Genomic DNA, 20,736 nt, shown 5'->3' with positions numbered 1-20,736 from the left:
ATCGTGAGAAGACCAGGCGACACTCCTAATCTCGTGACCTGCCCCCCCGCCGGTCCCTCGATCATTATGAGAGTCCTGGGGGGTTGGTAGCTGATCTCCAGCGTCGGCGGTAGCGGCCGGCCGGTGGAGCTGATCAAGTTGCGCAGCCGGCCGGCCGCGGGGTTCAGCCGCACGGCTTCGGGGGTAAGCCCGCCATGCGCCGAGTGCGGGCGCACGTGGTTGTAGTCGAGCCGCCAGCGCTCGATCACGGCGCGGGCCTCAGCCAGGTTGGCGAAGACCTCCTCGTTCAGACACTCGTCGCGCAGCTTGCCGTTGAAGCTCTCGACGAGAGCCGTTCTGCTGCGGCTCGCCCGGTGCGATGTAATGCCAGTCAACGCCGGTGCGGTTGGTCCATTCCAGCATGGCCCGGCTGGTCATCTCGGTCCCGTTGTCGCTGACGATGGTGGCTGGCTTGCCCCGCCGGGCGATCAGACCGTCCAGCTCGCGGGCCATGCGACGGCCGCCGATCGAGGTGTCCACGACCAGCGCCAGGGCTTCGCGGGTGAAGTCGTCGACGATGCACAGGATCCGGAACCGCCGGCCCCAGCTCAGCGCATCGGCCACGAAGTCCAGGCTCCAGCGCTGGTTGGGACCATCCGGCAGCGCCATGGGCGCGCGCGTGCCGGTCGCGCGCTTGCGGCCACGGCGCCTGCGCACCGCCAGGCCCTCCTCGCGGTAGAGCCGGAAGAGCTTCTTCTTGTTCATGCTGACGCCTTCACGCTCGAGCAAGATGCCCAGCCGCCGGTAGCCGAAGCGGCGACGCTCCGCCGCCAGGCTCCGCAGCCGCTCACGCACGTCCGCATCGCCCGCCTGAGCCACGCGACGCACCGTCTTGGGATCGATCTGGACCAGCCCGAAGGCGCGCCTCTGGGAGAGGCCGCGCTCCGTCACCAGACGATGCACGGCCGCCCTGCGCGCTGCAGGCCCGATCAGTTTTTTCCTAGAAGGTCCTTCAGGGCCGAGACGTCCAACATGGACTGGTGGTGTCCCCGGACGTGGTGTAGCTGGGCGGTAGCGAAGCCGCTCGCGGAGCGCGCCCCTACAAGGCGCCGTAGGGAGCGAGCGGCGTAGCGGGGTGGTCATCCGCGATCTTCGGTTAGGGTCGGGTTTGCAGACACAAACCCCAAACCAGGAGACCGAAGATGACCGACGACATGATCGCCTTTCGCGGGCTGATGGAGAAGAGCGCCGACGCCGATTTGCTGCGCGAGATGATCGGCTTCACCGCCCAGCGGCTGATGGAGCTGGAGGTGGGCCAGCTCACCGGCGCGGGCCATGGTGAGAAGAGCGCTGAGCGGCTGGTCCAGCGCAACGGCTATCGCGATCGGGATTGGGAGACCCGGGCGGGCACGGTGGAGCTGCGGATCCCGAAACTTCGGAAGGGCAGCTACTTCCCGTTCTTTCTCGAGCCGCGGCGGCTGGCCGAGAAGGCGCTGACCGCAGTGATCCAGGAGGCCTACATCCAGGGCGTCTCCACCCGCTCGGTGGACGACCTGGTCCGGGCCTTGGACATGAGCGGCATCTCCAAGAGCCAGGTCAGCCGGCTGTGCGAGGAGATCGACGAGCGGGTGCAGGCCTTCCTGGAGCGGCCGATCGAAGGCGAGTGGCCCTACCTGTGGATCGACGCCACCTACGTGAAGGTGCGCCAAGCCGGCCGTGTCGTCTCGATGGCGGTCACCGTCGCCGTCGGCGTCAACACCGACGGCCGGAGAGAGGTGCTCGGCATGGGCATCGGCCCGTCCGAGGCGGAGACCTTCTGGACGGAGTTCCTGCGCAAGCTGGCCCGCCGCGGCCTGCGCGGCGTCAAGCTGGTGATCTCCGACGCGCACGAGGGCCTGAAGGCGGCCGCCGCGCGGGTGCTGAGCGCCACTCATCAGCGCTGCCGCGTGCACTTCGCCCGGAATGCGCTGGCCCACGCCGGCAAGAACGGCCGGCGGGTGGTCTCGGCGCTGATGGCCACCGCCTTCGCGCAGGACGACGCCGAGGCCGCAAAGGCCCAGTGGCGCAGGGTCCCCGACCAATTGCGCCTCAAGCTGCCGAAGCTCGCCGAGCTGATGGAGCGGGCCGAGGACGACGTGCTGGCCTACATGAGCTTCCCCGCCGCCCACCGGGTGAAGATCCACTCGGTCAATCCCATCGAGCGGGTGAACCGGGAGATCAAGCGCCGCACCGAGGTGGTCGGCATCTTTCCGAACGAGGCCGCGCTCGCCCGCCTGGTCGGCGCCATCCTGCTCGAGCAGTCCGACGAATGGGCCGTCCAGCGCTCCCGCTACATGCCGCTGGAAAGCTTCGCACTGCTCAGCGATGATGCCCTCGTCAGCCTGCCCGCCGTGGCCGCCTGACAAGTCCGGCCCAGCTGGAGAGCGCGGTGATCACACCGCCGAAGCTACACCACGGCTTGGGACACGATCCATGGACTCCGCCAGCAGCTTCTTCAGCCGCCGGTTCTCGTCCTCCAGGGTCTTCAGATTCGTGGCGTCCGAAACGCTCATGCCGCTGTACTTGGCCTTCCAGCGGTAGAAGGTCTGCTCGCTGATCCCGTGCCGACGGCGAACCTCCGCCGTCGGGCTCCCGGCCTCCTGCTCCCGCAGCACGCCGATGATCCGTAAGCGGCGCTCCGAGGGCACCTTCCAGGTCTGAATTGAAGCGATGACAATAGCGATCTCGATCGGAGACGAGATCCGCAGATGTCTGGTTTTGACCCTACGCACGACCTTACGTGCGAGCCGAAGCCGATTGTGGTGCGTCGGCTGGAGGTGATCACCGGTGTCGGCGGGCGGCGGACGTGGTCGGCGGACGCCAAAGCCGAGATCATGCTGGAGGCGCTGGCGCCTGGCGCGACGGTGTCGGAGGTGGCGCGTCGCCACGACCTGCGGCCGCAGCAGGTGTTCGGCTGGCTGCGCGAGGCGCGCAAGGCGGCAGAGCCGGCGCCGGCGTTCGTGCCCGTGGTGGTCGAGCCGGCCGAACCGCCGAGGACCGTGGCGGCGAAGAGACGGCGCAAGCCGCGGGTCGGCGGCGACATCGAAATCGAGATCGACGGCGTGTTGGTGCGGATCGGCCGCGGCGCTGAGGCCAAGACGGTGGCGACGGTGATCCAGGCGCTGAAGGCTGGCCAGTGATCCCAGGATCGGGGCCGCCGGCGGGCGTGAGGGTGCTGGTGGCGACCAGGCCGGTGGACTTCCGCCGGGGCATGATGGCCTGGCCCGGGCGGTGAAGGAGGATCTGAAAGCCGATCCATACTCGGGCGTGATCTACGTCTTCCGAGCGAAGCGGGCCGACCGGATAAAGCTGCTGTACTGGGACGGATCCGGCCTGGTGCTCTACGCCAAGCGCCTGGAACAAGGCGGCTTCCGTTGGCCGCAGATCACCGACGGCGTCATGCGGCTGAGCGCGGTGCACCTGGTCGCCGGATTGGAGTGGACGCGGGTGATGACCCCGCGGCGGACGCGGGCCCCGCAGGAGGTGTCCTGAACCCTGCGGCGAGTTGACTCAGGAGGCGCGCGAGGGCGCCTCAAAGCGGCCGCGCCGTGATCTACTTCGCTCGTGGAACTGCCGCGTGACATCGACGCCGGGACGCTCTGGGAACTGCTCCAGGCCGAGCGCGCGCGCCATGCCGCAGAGCTCGATGAGCGCGATCGGAAGATCGCCGCTCACGAGGACGCCCGGGCCGCGGACCACGAGGAGATCGCGCGGCTGACGCGGATCATCCGCGATCTCCAGCGAACTACCTTTGGCGCCGCTCGGAGAAGCTGGAGCCCGATCAGCTCGCGCTGGCGCTGGAGGATCTCGAGCAGGAGCTGGCCAGCGCTGAGCTGCGCCTGTCGACGCCGGCCGAGAGGCCGCCACGGCGGCGAAGCGGCGGGCCAACCGCGGATCCCTGCCGGCCCATCTGCAGCGCGTCGAACGCGTGATCGACATCGACGACAAGACCTGCCCCTGCTGCGCGGGCGCCCTGCACCGGATCGGCGAAGACGTCGCCGAGCGGCTGGACGTCATCCCGGCGACCTTCCGGGCGCTGGTGATCCGCCGGCCCAAGTACGGCTGCCGCGCCTGCGAGGAAGTGGTGGTGCAGGCCCCGGCGCCGACGCGCCTGATCGAGGGCGGCCTGCCGACAGAGGCCACCGTCGCCCACGTCGTGGTCGCCAAGTACGCGGACCACACGCCGCTGTATCGTCAGGCGCAGATGTACGCTCGCCGCGGCGTCGTGCTCGACCGCTCGACCCTGACGCACTGGACCGGGACCGCGGCGGAGCTGCTGAAGCCGCTGCACGCCCGGCTGCTCGAGAAGCTAAAGGCCTCGGGAAAGCTCTTCGCCGACGAGACCCGGGCGCCGGTGCTGGACCCCGGGCGCGGCCGAACCAAGCTCGGACAGCTATGGGCTTAGGCGCGTGACGACCGAGCCTGGGGCGGCCCCGCGCCGCCGGGCGTGGCCTTCGTCTATGCGGGGGATCGAGCGACCTCGTCGCCGGCGCAGCATCTGGCCGGCTACCGCGGCGTGCTGCAGACCGACGGCTATGGCGCCTACAAGGCCTTGGCCAAGGGCGGCGCTGTCGAGCTCGCCTTCTGCTGGACCCATACGCGCCGCTACTTCCACAAGCTGCTGGACGAGAAGAACCCGGCGAAGACGCCCATCTCCGCCGAGGCGATCGCCCGCATCCAACAGCTCTACGCCGTCGAGGACGAGATCCGCGGCCGATCGGCGGACGACCGGCGGGCCGTGCGTCAGGCAAAGAGCGCGCCGCTGCTGGCCGATCTGAAGCCGTGGCTGAGCGCCCGCCTCGAGCTGATCAGCCAGAAGGGCGACCTGGCCAAGGCGATCCGCTACGTCCTGAACCACTGGGAAGGCCTCACCCGATTGCGCATTCCAGTGATCGTGGGCACGGATTCCACGCGATGGTGGGCGCCTGTTCCACGTGATCGTGGGCGGCTCGGTCGGCCGACGTGGGCATGGAGTCATGTGTGGATGGCCCCACCCCGGCATGTGTGGATGGCCCCACCCCGGCAACCGATTTCCGCGCAAGAGCCCTCGCGCCAGCGAGGGCTACCCTTCCCTGGAGGGCATGGCAGCCCCACAGACGGCTGGTGAAGAGCGGTCAAGGAGCGCGCGGGACGCGCGCCCGGCGAAGCCGGCTTGTCCTTGACGGCTCGAAGCCAGCCGGCTCCCCTCGCTGCCGGCCTCCACCGGAGCGATCAGACACATCAACGAAGGTGAGTGGCGGTGGCTCGGCGCGCGGTCATGTGTCCGGCCTGTCGGTGCAGTCATCTTCGGCTGCTGGCCCTGATGGAGTGCGCGGGGCTCGGGTCCCGATCAAGGGTACGCGCTCGAGGCGCTACGACTCGCATGGTTTGCCCGAGCCCAGGTGTCGACCCGTCGCCATCACCTCCGTCGTCGCCGACGCACACACCGCCCGCCGCGAGATGCAGCGGGCAAGCTCCTAAGCCGCCGCTTCGCGATAGACGCCGCCCTTCGCCAGCAATGCCCAGACGATCCGCGCATGCTTGTTCGCGAGCGCTACGGCTGCCAGCAACAGCGGCTTCCGCGCGAGCAGGCGGCCAAGCCAGCTGTCGCTAAAGCCGGGTCGCCGGCGCGCGGCCAACAGCACCGCCACGGCGCCCGAGACCAGCAGTCGTCTCAGGGTCCTGTCGCCCATCTTGCTGATCCGGCCCAGCCGCGCCTGGCCGCCTGTGGAGTGCTGTCGGGGTACGAGCCCCAGCCAGGCTGCGAAGTGTCGGCCACATTTGAAGCGGGCCGGATCCGGCACGGTCGCCAGGAGAGCGCTCGCGGTGAGCGGTCCTATGCCCGGGATTGTCATCAGGCGTCGGGCGTCTGGATCGGCGCGGCAGCGGCGCGCGATCACGACGTCGAGCTTGCCGATGCGGTCGCTGCAGTCCTCGATCTGGTCGATCAGCAGTTGCAGGCTCTCCCGTGCGTAGTCCGGGGCCTCCGTCGTCGCGTCTAATCGCTCCAGCAGCGTCGGCAGGTTGTGCAGCCCGACGCCGGCCGTGATGCCGAACTCCGCCAAGTGCCCACGCAAGGCGTTGACCGCCATGGTGCGCTGTCGGACCAAGAGTTCCCGGGTGCGGAGCGCCGCCTGGGCAGCCTGCTGGTCGGTCGTCTTCACCGGCACGAACCGCATCGACGGCCGGCTGATCGCTTCGTAGATCGCCGCAGCGTCCGCCGCATCGTTCTTCTGGCGCTGGACGAAAGGCTTCACGTAGATCGGCGGCACAAGCCGAACCTCGTGGCCCATGCCTGCGAGAAGCCGGCCCCAATAGTGAGCGCCGGAGCACGTCTCCATGCCCACGATGACCGGGCTCAGCTTCTCGAAGAAGGGCAACACCTCTGACCGACGGAGCTGGCGCCGCAGCACCACGTTGCCGGCCGCGTCGACGCCGTGAACCTGGAACACGCGCTTGGCCAAGTCGACGGCCACTGTGGTAATCTCACCCATGGATGGTCTCCTCCGCGCAATGGCAAGATGACGACCACCATGACGCTTCGGCGTCGGTCTGAGGGGGCCATCCACCCCATCAAGGGGTTGGCCTGAGCGTCAAGCTCGCGGTGGCCGGAGAGCCTGCGCAGGCTGTCGCCGGCGAGGGTCAGGCGGTGGGCGTTGTGGACCAGCCGGTCGAGGATGGCGTCGGCCAGGGTGGGGTCGCCGATGACGTCGTGCCATTGGTCGACGGGGATCTGGCTGGTGACGATGGTGGAGCCGCGGCCCTGCCGGTCTTCGACGATCTCCAGGAGGTCGATGCGCTGGTTGGGCGTGAGCCCGGCGAGGCCCCAGTCGTCGAGGATCAGGAGGTCGACGCGCCCCAGCGTCTTGAGCAGGCGGGCGTGGCGGCCGTCGCCGCGGGCGAGCGCCAGGGCCTCGAAGAGGCGCGGGACGCGCTGGTAGAAGACGGAGCGGCCGTCGCGGCGGCCTTGTGGCCGAGCGCGCAGGCGATCCAGCTCTTGCCGACGCCGCAGGGGCCGGTGATCAGGCAGTTCTGATGGCGGCCGATCCAGTCGCCGGCGACGAGGCGGGCGAGCAGCGCGCGGTCCAGCCCGCGCGGCGTACGCAGGTCGATGTCCTCGACGCAGGCGTCCTGGCGGAGCGCGGCAAACTTCAGCCGCGCGGTCAGCCGCTTGCTGTCGCGCTCGGCCGCCTCGCGGTCGGCCATGATGCCGATGCGCTCCTCGAAGCTGAGCGCGGCGAGATCGGGCGCGGCGCGCTGCTCCTCGAAGGCCTTGGCCATGCCGGGCAGGCCGAGCGCGATCAGGCGCTCATAGGTGGGGTGGGCGAGCATCGGGTCTCCTTGGGTTTGAGGGTCAGTGGAAGTAGTTGCGGCCGCGGATGTTGCCGTGGCGCAGGGGCTGGTCATCGGGCTCGGGCTCCAGGAAGGCGCGGTCGAGGCCGGTCTGCAGGATCGAGCGGGCCCTGATCTGGGCGGCGCGCTGGCAGGCCGCCTCCAGACGGGCGCGGCCGTAGCGCTTCTCCAGGGCCAGGATGCCCATGCAGCTGCGGAAGCCCTGCTCCGGATGCGGCCGCTCGGCCATGATGGCCGAGACCAGCGCCGCCGCCGGGCCGATCTTCTGCGCGCCGGCCATCAGCCGCGCCGGCGTCCACTCGGCGTGCCGGCGGTGCGAGCTGGGCATGTGCTCGGGGATCGTCGTGTGGTCGCGGCGGCCTAAGGACCGGGCGTGGCTGGCGAGGCGCTGGCCCTTGTGGAAGACCTCCACCGTGCGTTCGCTCATCCGCACATCGACCTGCTCGGGGATCAGCCGGTAGGAGACGGAGTACCAGGAGCCGTCGATCTCGACGTGGTAGTCGAGCCCCGCCCGGCAGACCTTCCACTCGGCGAAGGCGTAGGGCGCCGCCGGCAGCGGCTTCAGCGCCGGGGCGTCCACCTGGGCGAAGAGCTCGGCGCGGCTCATGCCGTAGGCGCGCATCACCCGCCCGTTGAGCTCCGCCGTCAGCTCGGCGATGGCGGCGTTGAGCTCCGCCAGCCCGAAGACGCGCCGGTTGCGCAGCCGCGCCAGGATCCAGCGCTCGGCCAGCAGCACCGCCTGCTCGACCTTGGCCTTGTCGCGCGGCTTGTAGGGCCGGGCCGGGATCACCGCGGTCCCGTAGTGCCGCGCCAGGTCCTGGTAGGTCCGGTTGATCTGCGGCTCGTAGCGGTCGCCGCGCGCCACCCCCGCCTTGAGGTTGTCGCAGACGATCGTCGCCGGGACCCCGCCGAGGGCGGCGAAGAGCCCGACATGGCAGCCGATCCAGTCCGCCAGGCCCTCGCTCGGCCGGGCCTCGGCGTAGACGTAGCTCGACGCCCCCATGGCGGCCACGAAGAGCTTCATCGGCCGGACCGCGCCGGTCTCGGGATCGATCACCTCGAGGGTGTCGCCGGCGTAGTCGACGAAGACCTTCTCGCCGCCCCGATGCCGCTGGCGCATGGTCGGCGCCTGCCGCGCCTTCCAGGCGTCGTAGTGCTGGCAGAACCAGGCGTAGCCGTAGCCGTCGGGATGCTCCGCCCGGTACTCCTGCCACAAGAGCGAGCGGGTCACGCCCTTGCGCCGCAGCTCCCGGTCCACCGCCGCCCAGTCCGGCTCGGCCCGCGGCGCCTTGCTCGGCGGCTGGCCGGGAAACAGCCGCCGCTCCAGCGCGGTGTCGTCCAGCGCCTCGGGCAACGGCCAGCCCAGCCCCGCCACCTGGGCGCGCTGCAGGTAGTCGCTCACCGCGCCCTTGCTGATCCCCAGCGAGCTCGCGATCAGCCGGGTGCTCAGGCCGACCTCGAACCTCAGGCGCAACAACTCTCGTATCCGGCGCATCGACAATCTCTCGCTCGGCATCGGGTCCCCCCCTGCTCACACAGAGGGGCTCCTTAGCCCTCAGATTGTCGGCCGAACCGTGCTCACCCCTTCAGATCAGGGGCGCCCACCATCCCGTGGAATGGCTGCCCACCTTCGCGCGGAATCCGCGCCCACCTTGCCGTGGAATCCGTGCCCACGATCGCGTGGAACACGCAACCCGATTCCTCGACGACGGCCGCGTCGAGCTCGACACCAACACCGTCGAGCGCGCCATCCGGCCGCTGGCTCTGACGCGGAAAAACAGCCTCTTCGCCGGCAGCGAAGGCGGGGCGGAACACTGGGCGGTGCTGGCCTCGCTCATCGCCACCTGCAAGCTCAATGGCGTCGAGCCCCAGGCCTACATCGAGGACGTCATCACAAAGCTGATCAACGGCCATCTCCAGAGCCGCCTCGACGAACTCCTGCCCTGGGCCTACGCCCCGACCTCCGCCGCAATCGCGGCCTGATCTACATCCCGACCGCCGACTGCAGCGTGCCCGCCCGCGGCCCCGCAGCGCCGCTTACGATGATCCGCACCTCGTTGAACCTGCTCTTCTTCACATCCGTCTCCTCTAGGTGACGGACTCTCACTCAAACCGAGGGATCAGGAAGGCGGCAGGTCACCGGCCGACGTTCTCTGATGCGACGAGCCATGCCCAGGATCTGCGCCGCCAACGCATCACGGACCCGGCGCCGTGGATGAGCAGTCGCCTGAGATAGCTGTCCCCGCGCTTGCTAATCCCGCCGAGCTTGTCGACGCCGCCGGTTGAATGCTGGCGTGGGACCAAACCTAGCCAGGCAGCAAAGTGCCGCCCGGACTTGAAGTCGGCCGGGTCCCTGACAGAGGAAATGAGGGCTGCGGCGGTGATCACACCCACCTCCCCCCTACCAGGGCAATCAGGTCGAAGTCTGCGGGAAGCCGAGGCCGAAAAAGCGCAGCGCATTCCCGCGAAGAATCTGCCGTTTTTCGCTTTCGGAAAGTCCCAGTCGATCGATGCGCTGATTGGCCTCGCGGTCCATGATGAGGAACGGATAATCCGTCCCAACCATGAGTTGAGATATACCGAATTTTTCGATCAAATAGCGTAGTGCTGCCTCATCGTAAACCAGCGTGTCGTAGAAGAACTTGCGGGCGACTTCGTTGGGCGAGAGTGTGAGCTTCTCTTGAAGCTCCGGGGCCATGCTCCAAGAAAATTGTAGCCGCGGCAACACTTGTCCGAATGCTCCACCGCCATGGCTGAAAGCGATGCGCAGGTCGGGGTGCGCCTGCATGATTCCGCCGGTAACGAAGGAGGCGGCGGCAAATGCCGTCTCACAGGGGAATGCAATCACTTGTTCGAGCATTGCCCCGCCCACGAGGCGTTCTACACCCACCGGCCTCAGGGCATGCACAAAAACGGGAAGCGAAAGTTCATTCACTACCGCAAAGAAGGCCGCAAAATCGGGATGCCCGATCGGCTTTCCGTTGATGTTTGTACCAAGCTCGATCCCGTGGAGACACTCGTTCTCCGCAATATAGTGCAGCTCCCTGATGGCGAGATCGATCGATTGCAAGGGCACCATGCCGAGGCCCAAGAAACGGGCCCTATCAGCCGATACCATCTGCGCGATTTCATCGTTCGTATGCCGGGCCAGAATTGCCGCGTCGTCGGGCTGCAGCCAATACGACAGAAGCTCCGGCATCGGCGAAAGTGCCTGCCGTGCGATGCCACTGGCTTCCATTTCTTCCGACCTAAGGCGCGGGTTCCAGGAATTTGCCGTGATCGCCCGAAATGGCTTCTCGCCGGTATAAACGCAGGCATGGCCGCAGTCCTGGTGCACGACAGAGGGCCAAGCCACATCCTTCCTAATTCCCCTGTACGCAGGGAAGCTGGACGGAACCACGTGGGTGTGAATGTCTATCGTGCCAGTCATTGCCGCCTCAAGCGAGTCATTGGGGATTGAGCGCTAGTCGCCAAGGTCAAGCGGCGGACACGATTCTCCACTCGAGCAGGTGGTCTCTCGGCGCGCTACTGCCACTACTTTTATGAGCCAGCGCGAGAGAACGGCAAAACCAACTTCCCCGCGTCCGTTTAGAGCATCGTGCTTCCGCCATTCACGCTAATGACTTGGCCGGTGACGAAAGCCGCCTCCTCAGATGCGAGATAACGAACCATGGAGGCGACCTCGGCAGTCTGGGCCGGGCGGCCCTTCGGAACTACACCAATGGCATCTTCAAGCAGTGGGATGGTGTGCTGCTTCCGCATTTCGACCACGATTGGCGTATCTACAATGCAAGGCGCAACGGTGTTGAACGTAATGTCGTCAGCGGCAAACTCCCGTGCGAGACCCGTCGTTAGTCCGTGTACGCCGCCTTTGGCGGCGTTGTAGCCTGCGTGCTGCCAAAGGCCATTTCGGACCGAGTCCGCGCCGATAAAGATTACGCGTCCAAACTTCTTCGTGAGCATGTGCGGCAAAACTGTGCGTGTGCACCAAAGGGCCGTCCACAAATTTCGGTCCAGGGTTTCGCGCAGGGTCTCCGGAGTGTGGTCAAGGAATGGCCGGATCACACCACCCCCGGCGTTGTTGACTAGGATATCGATAGTGCCGAATCGGGCCAACGCCGCGCCAACTAACCTATTTGCCCCCTCTTCCTTTGAAAGATCTGAGCAGACGGTTTCGATCTGCCCTGGCAGCCGCCCCGCCAAATCCTTCAACGTGTCCTCGGCTGTATCGCCAAGCACGAGATTGACACCGACTTCGGCCAATTTTTCGCAGATGGCCTGTCCGATACCGCTCGCTGCACCGGTGACGATTGCGACTTTGTTCTTGAAAGACATCGGCGTTAAGTCGCTTGGCTTTGAAGTGACTGAAACATTCCACTATTGCCGAAGCCCGGCTGCGGCAAGCCCCCCCAAAAATCCACCGATTCGAGTTTCGCTTCGAGAAGGCGTGGATTACGAGGCCCGATCTCCGGGAACTCCTCCATTCCGAAACTGTATTCAACCGTGATCCCATCCGGGTCCAGAAAATAGAGGAAAATCGACTCAGATGGCGGGTGGCGGCCGGGACCATAAACGATCTTCACGTCGTTGGCCTTCATCCGATTCATTGCCCTTCCGATGTCGTCGATCTCGGTCACCATGAAATTCACGTGGTTCAACCTCTGTGCTTGGCCAGCACTCAAGCCCAGGCTGTGGTGGAACGGATTGGGGAAGCACCGCATGAAGGTGACCATACCATCGACGCGATCCGACGCACGAAAGTTCATTTGGTTCAGCAGAAAATCTTCCACCTCCCTGTGATGCGGAGTATTTAGCACCACGTGGCCCAAACGGGCGATCTTCGTGTGCGTCGGAGTGAATGCCGGCGCCGCCTTGTTCATTGCGGAATAATACTCAAAGACCGCACCCAGCTTATCGTAGACTGTGCGGAAGCCAAAGTCGATGCCCAAGCGCGCGGCTTCATCGTCAGGCACTTCAACTATTGGCAAGCCCAAAGACTGAAAATGGAACCGCGCAATATCCACTGTTTCGGGAGACTCCAATTCCCACCCAACCCGCTTGAGGCCGTGATCGTTTCCGTCCTGGCACAACATAAGATCATGGTGCCGGTCGCTACACCGGAAAAAAACCACATCTTCTGTTGAGTCTGCCGACGCGGTCAGGCCTACTATTGCGCCGTAGAAGGCTTCGCTGGCCTTGATATCGCTAACATTAAGCGCCACATAGCCGAGTCTCGTATGTCGAATATCCTTGGCCGCCATAACTGTGTCGCCTCCGTAAAATTGATTAGACTGGGACAAGCGCATGATTTGAGTGCGCATCCAGCATCTTGTGAATGCCCTGAGAGCTTCGGACCGCATCACAAGATGATGCTGACCTTACCCTGCTCTCGTATATGGTCGAGATCCAATTGAGATCTCTTGTTTCGGATCCGCAACCCGGCCTTCGCCAGCCTGAGCTCATAGGTGTGATGACCGAGATAAGTTTCCAAGATTCCGTTCTTGGAGCGGTAGGTGACGAATTTCGATTCCACATCAAATGAGTCGTCGTCTCCACCCAGTAAACGCACATTCGAAATAAGACGACAGCATTTGGAGTGCGGGTATTCGACGTGAGCCGTGTTTTTTGAAGCCGCCGAACCCGCTGGACCAACCGCGGGTAGTCGTCGGCGATATAGAAGAGCGAGGACGCGGCACTCACATCGTCATCGGACCCGGCAGGGGGAACTAAGTAGCTCGCACCCTCTTCGAACAGAGCGAGCCAATCGTCGAGCAGCCATCTGTCCAACAGGGCGGCCTCATCATACAGAAACGTCTCGACGTCCCGAACCGTCACCGAAAGCCCCGCGGCGGGCTTTTTCGCTACAGATCCCGTCATTATCCAACCTCCCCTTCCATGCGCCGGCTCCACTCGCGCCAGAAACACCGCATCTGTTCTTCATCTTGACTGGTAGGACGATCCGAGAGCGCACCTTTCGAAATATCGTTCCAGCCGATGCCATCGATATCGGAGTTCTCGTACCCTCTTTGGCAAGCCTCCAACGCTTCCGCATCGTCGGGTGTAGCGAAGCCACCCGGGCCCAAGAACTCCAAGAAATTAAAGAGGCGGCGCTCACGCATCGCAGGGCTCTCTTCCATCGGAGCGAGCGCCCAGGCATTAACCTTCAGACGGCCTGGCGCAACCGGATAGAAGGTCCGGATCGTGATCGCCATGATGTCGTTGATGACCAGATTGGGAAAAATGAGCGTGTTGCGGTTGTTGTAGGCAATCCGTTCGGCAACGTCGCGGCCCACCCGCCTCTCCAGGCGCGCGAAGACTTCCTCGGTATCGCGCTTGCCGTCTTCGCCCCAGGATGGAACCGCCTGCGCGACGGGACGGCCCCATGGTGCGCCGTATTCGATGGTCGCGTGTCCGTTGCCGAGATCGATCGCGCGGCTTAGCTGGCTCTTTGCGTCGCCAAAACTACCATGGGTACTGAGCAAGTAATCGAAGTAGCTCGCATGCGTCGGTTGCCCGTGATATCCATCAATGCTGTTTTCGCAGAGAAGTTTCCAGTTGGCGCCAAAGCCGTATTCCTGGCAACCCCCAACGATCTCCATTCCGACATCTGTCTGATCCGAAATGAAGTCAAGGATGATCTTGGCGCCGGCAAGATACTCTTCGAGGCCAACCGCGTTTGGATCCAGATTCATGAAACAGAAGCCGCGATAGGATGCGAAGTGCGCCGGTTCCGGCAGGCTGTACATTTTCGGATCCCGGCAGGCGTCAGAATAATCCTCTTCGCCGGGTCGGGCGACGAGCTTGCCCGACGTATCGAAAGCCCAGGAGTGATAGAAGCATCGAAACAGCTTGGTTGAGCCCTGCGGCTCACGGCAGACCTGCGCTCCCCGGTGCGGGCAAGTATTGAAATAGGCCCGGGGGCGATTGTCTCGGTCGCGAGTGAAAATCATTCGCCTACCGACGACTTCTCGGGTTACGAAGTCACCGGGTTGGCGAATTTCAGATTCATGGCCAACATAAATCCAACATTTGTCGAACAGGCGCTCTTGTTCGAGCCGCATGATCTGCGGGTCACCGAATGCTCGACGCGAAACCCGGAACGTTCCGGAGCTTCTGTCCTCCAGAACCATTCGCCCGGAGGTGGGCAGCTTCGATACAGTCGCGCTAGAGGGCATCGACATGGCCGTAATCTCCCAGAATCTAGAGGAGCCCACTTTGGACGTAAAAAGGTTAGCTTCGCGGTAAGTTATCTTACGTTATTCTTGGATGAGCGGCAAGGCTTCTAAGAGGTCCACTCGAAGACCCATGTGGAATCTAGCATGCCAAGCACACGCCTTCGGTTCGAAAACAGTCGTTGCGCTCTGAGCAGCAGCTGTTGCTGTATTCGTAATATTGAAATGTGCTCCATGCTAGCGGCCGGAGTGGCCCGGAACGCGCAGCCGATAGTACAGCAAGCTGTCTAAGATTTACTGGCTGCGGAAAAGAACCCTGCCGTAGTCCGATTGAACTCGTCGGCGTGCTCCCATTGAGCCCAGTGCCCGCATTGTGGTAAGACGAAAAGGCGTGCCTTCGGGATGAGCCTTAGAAGCGGCAGGGCCATATCCAGGGGCAAAACCTTGTCCTCGCGTCCCCAAATGATCATCGTTTCGTGGGGAAGCATCGTCAGTCGCGGATCGGACCAGAGCGGCTCGATCGCGGCATTCGGATCTGGCCGCATCGGCGGCGTGTCCACGATGTGGGGACTCAGCGCAACACGCATACGCTGCTCCAATAGCTCATCAGTGAGCTGGGACGGGTCGTACACGAACTCTTTCACGAAGCTCATGAGCTTCTCTTTGGTGGGTCCTTCACCTTCGTAGAAGGCGAATAGCGTCATGAGCGCCGGGCTCGGAAACTGGCTGAACAGTGGCATGCTCCCACCGGGGCCCATCAGGACCATCCGGTCAATCTTTTCGGGCCTGTCCATGGCTAACCGGGTGGTCACCAGTCCGCCGAGCGAATTTCCGACGAAGTGCGCCTTGTCGATGTCGAGCGCATCCAAGAACTGTCCGATTTTCGTGGCGTACCAACCTGGCATGGGACTGCCTTTAGGTTTCACGTCCGACTTGCCAAACCCGGGCAGATCCGGTGTAAGAACCCGGAAATGTTTCGAAAGCGGACCGATATTCCGGCTGTAGTTCGACCACCCCGTTGCCCCCGGTCCTCCGCCGTGGATCATCACTAGCGGCGGCCCAGACCCCGCCTCGTTATAGTGGATACGTACCCCGTCCACGACAACCGACTTGCTGGTCGATTCTTCCGTCATCGACTCCAACCGCGACATGACTTTCCTCCTTAGAAACCAAAAATCGTATCAGTGCTCTAGCTGGCGTTCGGGAATCTGCGCGAACCGCTATCGCAGCGGAAAATGACCTTCTGCGCAATATTCGCCATAACGCACTCGCGCCACCTGCGCGACTTAACTTAGCGGGGCGATCCGCAGATCGATCTCCGGTCTTCTGCGTTGCATGCGTTAAACTGTCAGTGCTCAAGGAAATCAAGAACCAGCCTTGAACGGCTCTGCATGCTCCCATTGCGCCCACCGTTCTAATTCAGCAGCAGGTCCGGGCGCACAGTAAACCGAATCCAATATTCGCGCCCGCGGTTGGTGGAGCCGAATACGTCCGGCTTGCCTCCGGGGCGCGACGTGCCGGTAAGCTGGGGATTGCCCGTTAGAGGCACGCCTGCACCGGATGTCGGCTGATATTCCTCAGTGAGGTTGCGACCGAGGAAACCGATTTCCCAACTTCCGTTAGCCGGACCGAAGGACACGAATGCATCGATCTTCGTCACTCCGTCCTGAAAAGACTCGGGCTGAAGCTGCTGCATGTAGGAATAGCGGCCTGTGTAGGTCGCACTCGAACCGACGGTCAGTAGAAAATCGTTCATCAGCGGCTTCTCATAGGTGAAGCCGAGGCTTGACGCCCATTTCGGAGCACGTGGCAACGTGCGGCCCGTCAAATCTTGCTTGTCGAAGCGACCATTCGAATCTGTATCGGCCGCGCTACAGCCTTCCGCGATGGTCTGCCCAGTGTAACAGTCGCCCAAGAAATCTTTATAGAACGACTCGTTGAAAGCTACGGCGCCAGTGATCGCGAGGCCCCGAATCTGGTACGGCTTGTAGTTGAAATCAAGCTCCACCCCCCGCACGACCGATCCGGTCACATTTGCGATAGTCGTCGAAGCGGACTGCGCCTCAAAACTGCTCAACTGCAGATCTTCATAGGCATACCGATAGACCGCCATATTGATCATCAGGGATCGATCCAATAGGGCTGTCTTCAGGCCGAGCTCCCCGCCGGTTACCGTCTCTTCGTCGAACGAATTGTCGAATGGACCGCGGAGCGCCGGTCCTGCGTCGAGCATGCCCACCTGGAAACCGCCTGACTTATATCCGGTCTTGTAGGACCCGAAGATCGTCAATGCGGACGATGGGCGCCACGTGAGCGTGGCTTCCGGAGATAGATTGTGAAACTTACGTTGGTCGGGAAGGTTCGCGGTGAGCTGAGCCTGAATCGATGGGACGACTGAAGCAATGTCCTGCTTCCTTTTTTCGTAGGTGTACCGCGCACCGGCCGATAGTTCGAGAGTATCGGTCAAGTCGAACGTGGCCTGGGCGAATCCCGAAACTGTCGTCGAGTCGATGCTAAAGGATGTCGTCGGCAATACCAGAACTGGGGCCGCCGCGCGGCCGATGACTGTCGTCCCCACGGTGGAAAATTCGTCAAGCTGGAAAAATCCACCAAACATCCAGTTGAAACGTCCGGAGTTCTCGGAAAACACCCGAATCTCCTCGGACCAGGTGGACTTCTCGATCAGACTTGCGGATGACAGTAACGGAAGGCCGAAAGAAGCCGCATCCACGAGTTCGTAGCGCAGGTCGTAATACCCCGTGACAGAATTAATGCTGATCGCATCGGTGAGATTGTAATTGATGTCGAGCGTGCCAAGGATCTGCTCGATATCCTCGAACGGAACCCCGTCGCCAAAGCGCGGATCTAAGGCTGCCAAAGTCGGGTCGAGGTCGCTGCGCTCGACGCGATCGTCAGCCGAACAATCCTGAGCGCCCGGAATGGCGCCCGGAGGTGCTGGAATACCGTACGGGCAGGCAATTCTCTGCAACTGCATGTAGGCGGCGTTGTCCCGGCTCATTGTATAGCCAAGCTTGAATTCGGCGCTGAAGACGTCATTGGGCTCAAATCGCAAGGTTCCCCTGGCGGCGATCTCTTCCGTACCGGGTCCGAATTTATTGGCCGGGCCGAAGGTTCCTGGCGTGCCGACAGGGATGATATTTTCGATGTAGCCTTCCTGATCGGTATACCTAACAGCTAGCCGCGCGCCGAGGACCTCATTGATCGGACCAGCGACATAGGCTTCGCCGACAATTTCCTCGGCTCCGAACTCATAGGAGACCTTCGCGCGAGATTCGAATTCCTTCGTCGGGCCCGCCGACCTGAGCGAAATGATGCCGCCCGAAGCATTCTTGCCAAAGAACAGAGCCTGTGGGCCTTTGAGAACTTCAATCTGCTGGACGTCGAAGAAGCCCATCCGGACGACGCCGCCATAACTGACCGGAACGCCGTCGAGATTCAGCGACACCGCTTGATCGATCGCGACGCTCGAGGTTGGGCTGGAAACGCCGCGGAGCGTGATGCTGCCGCCGAAGCCGCTGCCATTGGTCTGAATTTGAAGCTGCGGCACCATTTGCGGCAACTCAGTGAGATTGTCGATGCCCTGCTTTTCCAGGTTTTCGCCGGTCACCGCAGTGACCACGACCGGCGTGGAAATCGCTGTTTCATCGCGTTTGCGCGCGAAAACCACAATTTCCTCCACATTCTGAACAGCGTCCTGCGCCTGGGCTGCAGTCGGCAGTCCCATTGGCGCCACAAGCAGGGCGGCAAAGGCGGTTGCCCTCACCAAAACAACCTTTGAGCAGTCTTCTCGATCGCGCGATGCGGGCTCGGCTCTCCCGCTGGCGACGCACAGCATTTCTTGTTGATGATCTCGTGGCATACATCCCTCCCTGTCTAGCAATGCATTATTTATTGTTTGGCTTGTTGGCTGGCGCCGGTCGCGCGTTCGGCATTTTTTTGTCCGAACGTTGAGACCGCCTCGGCGGCAGGGTGGCCAGATTGATTTCCTTAGGATCTTAAACATCAGATCCGTACCAATGTTGCCGGACCCGATGATCGCGACCTTCGTCTGTACGCTCACGCCGCTACTCCGTACTTGAACCCGCAATCGCCGAGGCCGCCGATGGAGACCCCGACTGAATCCCCCGGCGCGAGCGACACCATCGGCCCAAGCGCGCCCGTCAACACCAGGTCGCCCGCGCGCAACGGCTCGCCCCTGGTCGCGAGCGTGCGCGCCAGCCATGCGGCGGCGTTGAGCGGACTGCCAAGGCAAGCGGCGCCAACCCCCATCGAGGCCACCGCGCCATTGACCTCGAGGATCATTCCGCAAGTCCGAAGATCGAGATCTCGTAGGGGGATACGTTGCCGGCCCAAGACGAAGAATGCTGAAGACCCGTTGTCTGCCACGGTGTCGGCGAACGTTATCTTCCAATCCTCGATACGACTGTCGACTATTTCGATGGCAGGTGAAATGTGATCAACGGCCGCGACAATATCGCCAATGCTTATGTCTAACCCGTCCAGATCCCTGCCCAAAACAATGGCGATCTCCGCTTCCGCTTTCGGCTGAAGAACCTTCTTCGGGTCTAATTCTCCGCCATCGATGATTTCCATGTCAGAAAACAAAGCCCCGAAGTCAGGTTGGTTGACGCCGAGTTGCTTTTGCACAGCTTCGGATGTCAGACCTATCTTCTTGCCGATGATCCGGCGGCCGGCCTCTACCCAGTAGCGGGTATTGAGGCTCTGGACGGCATAGGCGCCTTCCATGTCCGACGGAGCAAGGCCGTCTCGCAGGGGCGGAACAGGCCCCCGATCGTAGGCCTGCCGCAGACGCGCGGCCAAGTTGCCAAATGTCTCAGACGCCATTTGGGCGTCCCTCCCGATTTTGTGTTTTGTTGGGGCAAGCGTAGAGCTCACAGGCATGGACCAGCAATGAGTGCGGAACAGGGAGTCCCACATCGTGAGAACGCCAAGCGAGGCCCCATGGTCTCAGGATCACACGAGCGGCGCCGCAGCTCTGGCGAAAGCGCTGGATCTGTGGCTGCGCCTTACGGCCGAGCCCGACCGATCTCTCCGCGAGGTCGCGGCGGATCTGCGGATTCCAGCTTCGACCGCCTATCGATTGATTTCCGTCTTCGAGAGCCGAGGCCTTCTTGCGAGGATTGGTTCGGGGAAATACGCGGCCGGCGGAGCGGTGGCACAGGTCGCGGGGCTGACGGATTTCAACAGCCTAGTAGCGGCGATGAGCCGACCGATCCTGCGCAAGTTGGCGTCTCAATTAGCTCGCACCATCCATCTTGGCGTACTTGAGGAGGATATGGTGACATACCTGGTCAAGGAGGGCGTGCATTCAGAACTCCTGTTCACACGGGAAGGTATGCAACTCGAAGCGTATTGCTCTGGTATTGGAAAGATCCTCCTGGCCGATCTACATGAGCAACGCTTATCCCAGTATCTGGGTAGTGGAGAATTTGTGGCTTTAACCAAGCATACGATAACATCGCCTGATCAGATACGTGAAGAACTTGAGACGGTTCGCGCATTGGGCTATGCCTTTGACAATGCCGAAGTGGACGAGGATTTGTACTGCGCCGCCGTGCCCGTGCGAGATGGCAATGGGCGTGTCGTAGCGGCAATCTCGGCTTCCGGTAAGAACACGCGCTGTGATGATCTTGGTTTGATCGAGGCGCTTAAGCAGAGCGCCGGAGAAGTGTCGGCGCGCCTGTTGGCGCTAGGCGCGGTTTTTTCACGACACATCGACGATCGAAATGGTTCTGTGGCCGCTGAGTGAACTGATAGATTCCCGCGAGGACCCCGACCGTTGGTCCCGTCTCTTGAGCCCTTGCATGGCTCGTTGAGGGTGAAGATGCGTCGCCGGTCCACCCAGTAGTCCGCGAGCGTCAACGAGGTGATCGCCCACCTACATTCCATGTGTGTCGCACTCATCGGCTACATGCTTCCAAGGCCCCTTGGCTGCCAATCGGCGCGGCGATCCGGCGAAGCCCGACCGTTGCCGCCCGACGGGTGGACGCAGCCAGCGCACATAGATCGTGGCCGTGGCTCAACGCGTCCGGCAGGTGAACCACCAGTTGAAGACTGCCAGCCGCAAGCTGCCACCCTCGTGAAACAGCTTGGCCGACCCGAAGCGATGCCGTCCCAGCAGCATCACGCGGGCGATGCCGTGCCTGGAGATGTGTGTCATGCCTGTTGGCGC

General features: G+C 63.1%; 14 protein-coding genes and 7 pseudogenes. 6 read left to right on the top strand and 15 right to left on the bottom strand.

Annotated features, from left to right (window positions below):
• Nucleotides 1-173: 173 nt before the first annotated feature.
• Nucleotides 174-1,019: pseudogene (locus tag LRS04_RS19825) on the bottom strand (IS3 family transposase); the annotation flags it as partial.
• Between the two features lie 162 nt (nucleotides 1,020-1,181).
• On the opposite strand from LRS04_RS19825, the gene LRS04_RS19820 reads away from it, so the two are divergent.
• Complete coding sequence (locus LRS04_RS19820) at nucleotides 1,182-2,381, top strand: IS256 family transposase (protein WP_257817799.1); 1,200 nt, start codon at nucleotides 1,182-1,184, stop codon at nucleotides 2,379-2,381.
• A gap of 69 nt (nucleotides 2,382-2,450) precedes the next feature.
• Here LRS04_RS19820 and LRS04_RS19815 read toward each other — a convergent pair.
• Nucleotides 2,451-2,666: pseudogene (locus LRS04_RS19815) on the bottom strand (transposase); the annotation flags it as partial.
• A gap of 114 nt (nucleotides 2,667-2,780) precedes the next feature.
• Here LRS04_RS19815 and LRS04_RS19810 point away from each other — a divergent pair.
• On the top strand, nucleotides 2,781-3,158 hold the full coding sequence (locus LRS04_RS19810; protein WP_257817798.1) for a transposase: 378 nt from the start codon (nucleotides 2,781-2,783) through the stop codon (nucleotides 3,156-3,158).
• Nucleotides 3,148-3,510 (top strand): IS66 family insertion sequence element accessory protein TnpB, encoded by a 363-nt coding sequence (gene tnpB, locus LRS04_RS19805; protein WP_308238398.1) that lies wholly within the window; start codon nucleotides 3,148-3,150, stop codon nucleotides 3,508-3,510. The genes LRS04_RS19810 and tnpB overlap by 11 nt, the downstream gene beginning before the upstream one ends.
• Before the next feature lie 18 nt (nucleotides 3,511-3,528).
• Here the strand turns inward: tnpB and LRS04_RS19800 are convergent, their stop codons facing one another.
• Nucleotides 3,529-3,693: a hypothetical protein gene (locus LRS04_RS19800; RefSeq protein WP_257817797.1), complete on the bottom strand. Its 165-nt coding sequence runs from the start codon at nucleotides 3,691-3,693 to the stop codon at nucleotides 3,529-3,531.
• Between LRS04_RS19800 and LRS04_RS19795 the strand changes: the two are divergent.
• Nucleotides 3,682-4,891 (top strand): annotated as a pseudogene (locus LRS04_RS19795) (IS66 family transposase); the annotation flags it as partial. The gene LRS04_RS19800 and the pseudogene LRS04_RS19795 overlap by 12 nt on opposite strands.
• A gap of 583 nt (nucleotides 4,892-5,474) precedes the next feature.
• On the opposite strand, the gene LRS04_RS19790 reads toward LRS04_RS19795, so the two are convergent.
• From LRS04_RS19790 to istA, 3 genes and pseudogenes are all read right to left on the bottom strand, one after another.
• The gene (locus tag LRS04_RS19790) at nucleotides 5,475-6,491 is read right to left on the bottom strand and encodes an IS110 family transposase (RefSeq protein WP_257817796.1); all 1,017 of its coding nucleotides are present in this window, start codon (nucleotides 6,489-6,491) and stop codon (nucleotides 5,475-5,477) included.
• A gap of 122 nt (nucleotides 6,492-6,613) precedes the next feature.
• A pseudogene (gene istB / locus LRS04_RS19785) lies at nucleotides 6,614-7,329 on the bottom strand (IS21-like element helper ATPase IstB); the annotation flags it as partial.
• Nucleotides 7,330-7,351: 22 nt separating this feature from the next.
• A complete protein-coding gene (gene istA / locus LRS04_RS19780; RefSeq protein ID WP_257817795.1) occupies nucleotides 7,352-8,866 on the bottom strand; it encodes an IS21 family transposase in 1,515 nt (504 codons plus the stop codon).
• Nucleotides 8,867-9,033: 167 nt separating this feature from the next.
• On the opposite strand from istA, the pseudogene LRS04_RS19775 reads away from it, so the two are divergent.
• Nucleotides 9,034-9,333: pseudogene (locus tag LRS04_RS19775) on the top strand (transposase domain-containing protein); the annotation flags it as partial.
• A gap of 204 nt (nucleotides 9,334-9,537) precedes the next feature.
• Here LRS04_RS19775 and LRS04_RS19770 read toward each other — a convergent pair.
• From LRS04_RS19770 to LRS04_RS19735, 9 genes and pseudogenes are all read right to left on the bottom strand, one after another.
• A pseudogene (locus tag LRS04_RS19770) lies at nucleotides 9,538-9,744 on the bottom strand (transposase); the annotation flags it as partial.
• 19 nt (nucleotides 9,745-9,763) lie between these two features.
• Complete coding sequence (locus tag LRS04_RS19765; RefSeq protein WP_257817793.1) at nucleotides 9,764-10,780, bottom strand: amidohydrolase family protein; 1,017 nt, start codon at nucleotides 10,778-10,780, stop codon at nucleotides 9,764-9,766.
• Nucleotides 10,781-10,938: 158 nt separating this feature from the next.
• Nucleotides 10,939-11,685: an SDR family oxidoreductase gene (locus LRS04_RS19760; RefSeq protein WP_257817792.1), complete on the bottom strand. Its 747-nt coding sequence runs from the start codon at nucleotides 11,683-11,685 to the stop codon at nucleotides 10,939-10,941.
• A gap of 5 nt (nucleotides 11,686-11,690) precedes the next feature.
• Nucleotides 11,691-12,671: a VOC family protein gene (locus LRS04_RS19755; RefSeq protein WP_257817791.1), complete on the bottom strand. Its 981-nt coding sequence runs from the start codon at nucleotides 12,669-12,671 to the stop codon at nucleotides 11,691-11,693.
• Between the two features lie 38 nt (nucleotides 12,672-12,709).
• Nucleotides 12,710-13,227 (bottom strand): annotated as a pseudogene (locus tag LRS04_RS28330) (aromatic-ring-hydroxylating dioxygenase subunit beta).
• Nucleotides 13,227-14,531 (bottom strand): aromatic ring-hydroxylating dioxygenase subunit alpha, encoded by a 1,305-nt coding sequence (locus LRS04_RS19750; protein ID WP_257817790.1) that lies wholly within the window; start codon nucleotides 14,529-14,531, stop codon nucleotides 13,227-13,229. Before LRS04_RS19750 ends, LRS04_RS28330 begins: the two are co-directional and overlap by 1 nt.
• A 278-nt stretch (nucleotides 14,532-14,809) precedes the next feature.
• Nucleotides 14,810-15,673: an alpha/beta fold hydrolase gene (locus LRS04_RS19745; protein WP_257817789.1), complete on the bottom strand. Its 864-nt coding sequence runs from the start codon at nucleotides 15,671-15,673 to the stop codon at nucleotides 14,810-14,812.
• Between the two features lie 263 nt (nucleotides 15,674-15,936).
• A complete protein-coding gene (locus LRS04_RS19740; protein ID WP_257817787.1) occupies nucleotides 15,937-18,402 on the bottom strand; it encodes a TonB-dependent receptor in 2,466 nt (821 codons plus the stop codon).
• 197 nt (nucleotides 18,403-18,599) lie between these two features.
• Nucleotides 18,600-19,289, bottom strand: coding sequence for a 2-keto-4-pentenoate hydratase (locus tag LRS04_RS19735; RefSeq protein ID WP_257817786.1), 690 nt, complete (start codon nucleotides 19,287-19,289; stop codon nucleotides 18,600-18,602).
• A 193-nt stretch (nucleotides 19,290-19,482) separates the two neighbouring features.
• Here LRS04_RS19735 and LRS04_RS19730 point away from each other — a divergent pair, with 193 nt between their 5' ends.
• Nucleotides 19,483-20,313 carry an IclR family transcriptional regulator gene (locus LRS04_RS19730; RefSeq protein ID WP_257817785.1) on the top strand — a complete coding sequence of 277 codons (831 nt, stop codon included), beginning with the start codon at nucleotides 19,483-19,485 and terminating at the stop codon, nucleotides 20,311-20,313.
• The last annotated feature ends 423 nt before the right edge of the window (nucleotides 20,314-20,736 follow it).

The organism is Phenylobacterium sp. J367 (assembly GCF_024699985.1).
Classification (GTDB): domain Bacteria; phylum Pseudomonadota; class Alphaproteobacteria; order Caulobacterales; family Caulobacteraceae; genus Phenylobacterium.
The sequence above is the reverse complement of the archived record's forward strand: the minus strand, read 5'-3'. Positions and strand labels throughout refer to the sequence as shown.

Bases quoted from the DNA above. Each gene is read 5' to 3' on its own strand.
- LRS04_RS19820 (WP_257817799.1), top strand. From the start codon at position 1,182: ATGACCGACGACATGATCGCCTTTCGCGGGCTGATGGAGAAGAGCGCC.
- LRS04_RS19790 (WP_257817796.1), bottom strand. From the start codon at position 6,491: ATGGGTGAGATTACCACAGTGGCCGTCGACTTGGCCAAGCGCGTGTTC.
- istA (WP_257817795.1), bottom strand. From the start codon at position 8,866: ATGCCGAGCGAGAGATTGTCGATGCGCCGGATACGAGAGTTGTTGCGC.
- LRS04_RS19765 (WP_257817793.1), bottom strand. From the start codon at position 10,780: ATGACTGGCACGATAGACATTCACACCCACGTGGTTCCGTCCAGCTTC.
- LRS04_RS19760 (WP_257817792.1), bottom strand. From the start codon at position 11,685: ATGTCTTTCAAGAACAAAGTCGCAATCGTCACCGGTGCAGCGAGCGGT.
- LRS04_RS19755 (WP_257817791.1), bottom strand. From the start codon at position 12,671: ATGCGCACTCAAATCATGCGCTTGTCCCAGTCTAATCAATTTTACGGA.
- LRS04_RS19750 (WP_257817790.1), bottom strand. From the start codon at position 14,531: ATGTCGATGCCCTCTAGCGCGACTGTATCGAAGCTGCCCACCTCCGGG.
- LRS04_RS19745 (WP_257817789.1), bottom strand. From the start codon at position 15,673: ATGTCGCGGTTGGAGTCGATGACGGAAGAATCGACCAGCAAGTCGGTT.
- LRS04_RS19740 (WP_257817787.1), bottom strand. From the start codon at position 18,402: ATGCCACGAGATCATCAACAAGAAATGCTGTGCGTCGCCAGCGGGAGA.
- LRS04_RS19735 (WP_257817786.1), bottom strand. From the start codon at position 19,289: ATGGAAGGCGCCTATGCCGTCCAGAGCCTCAATACCCGCTACTGGGTA.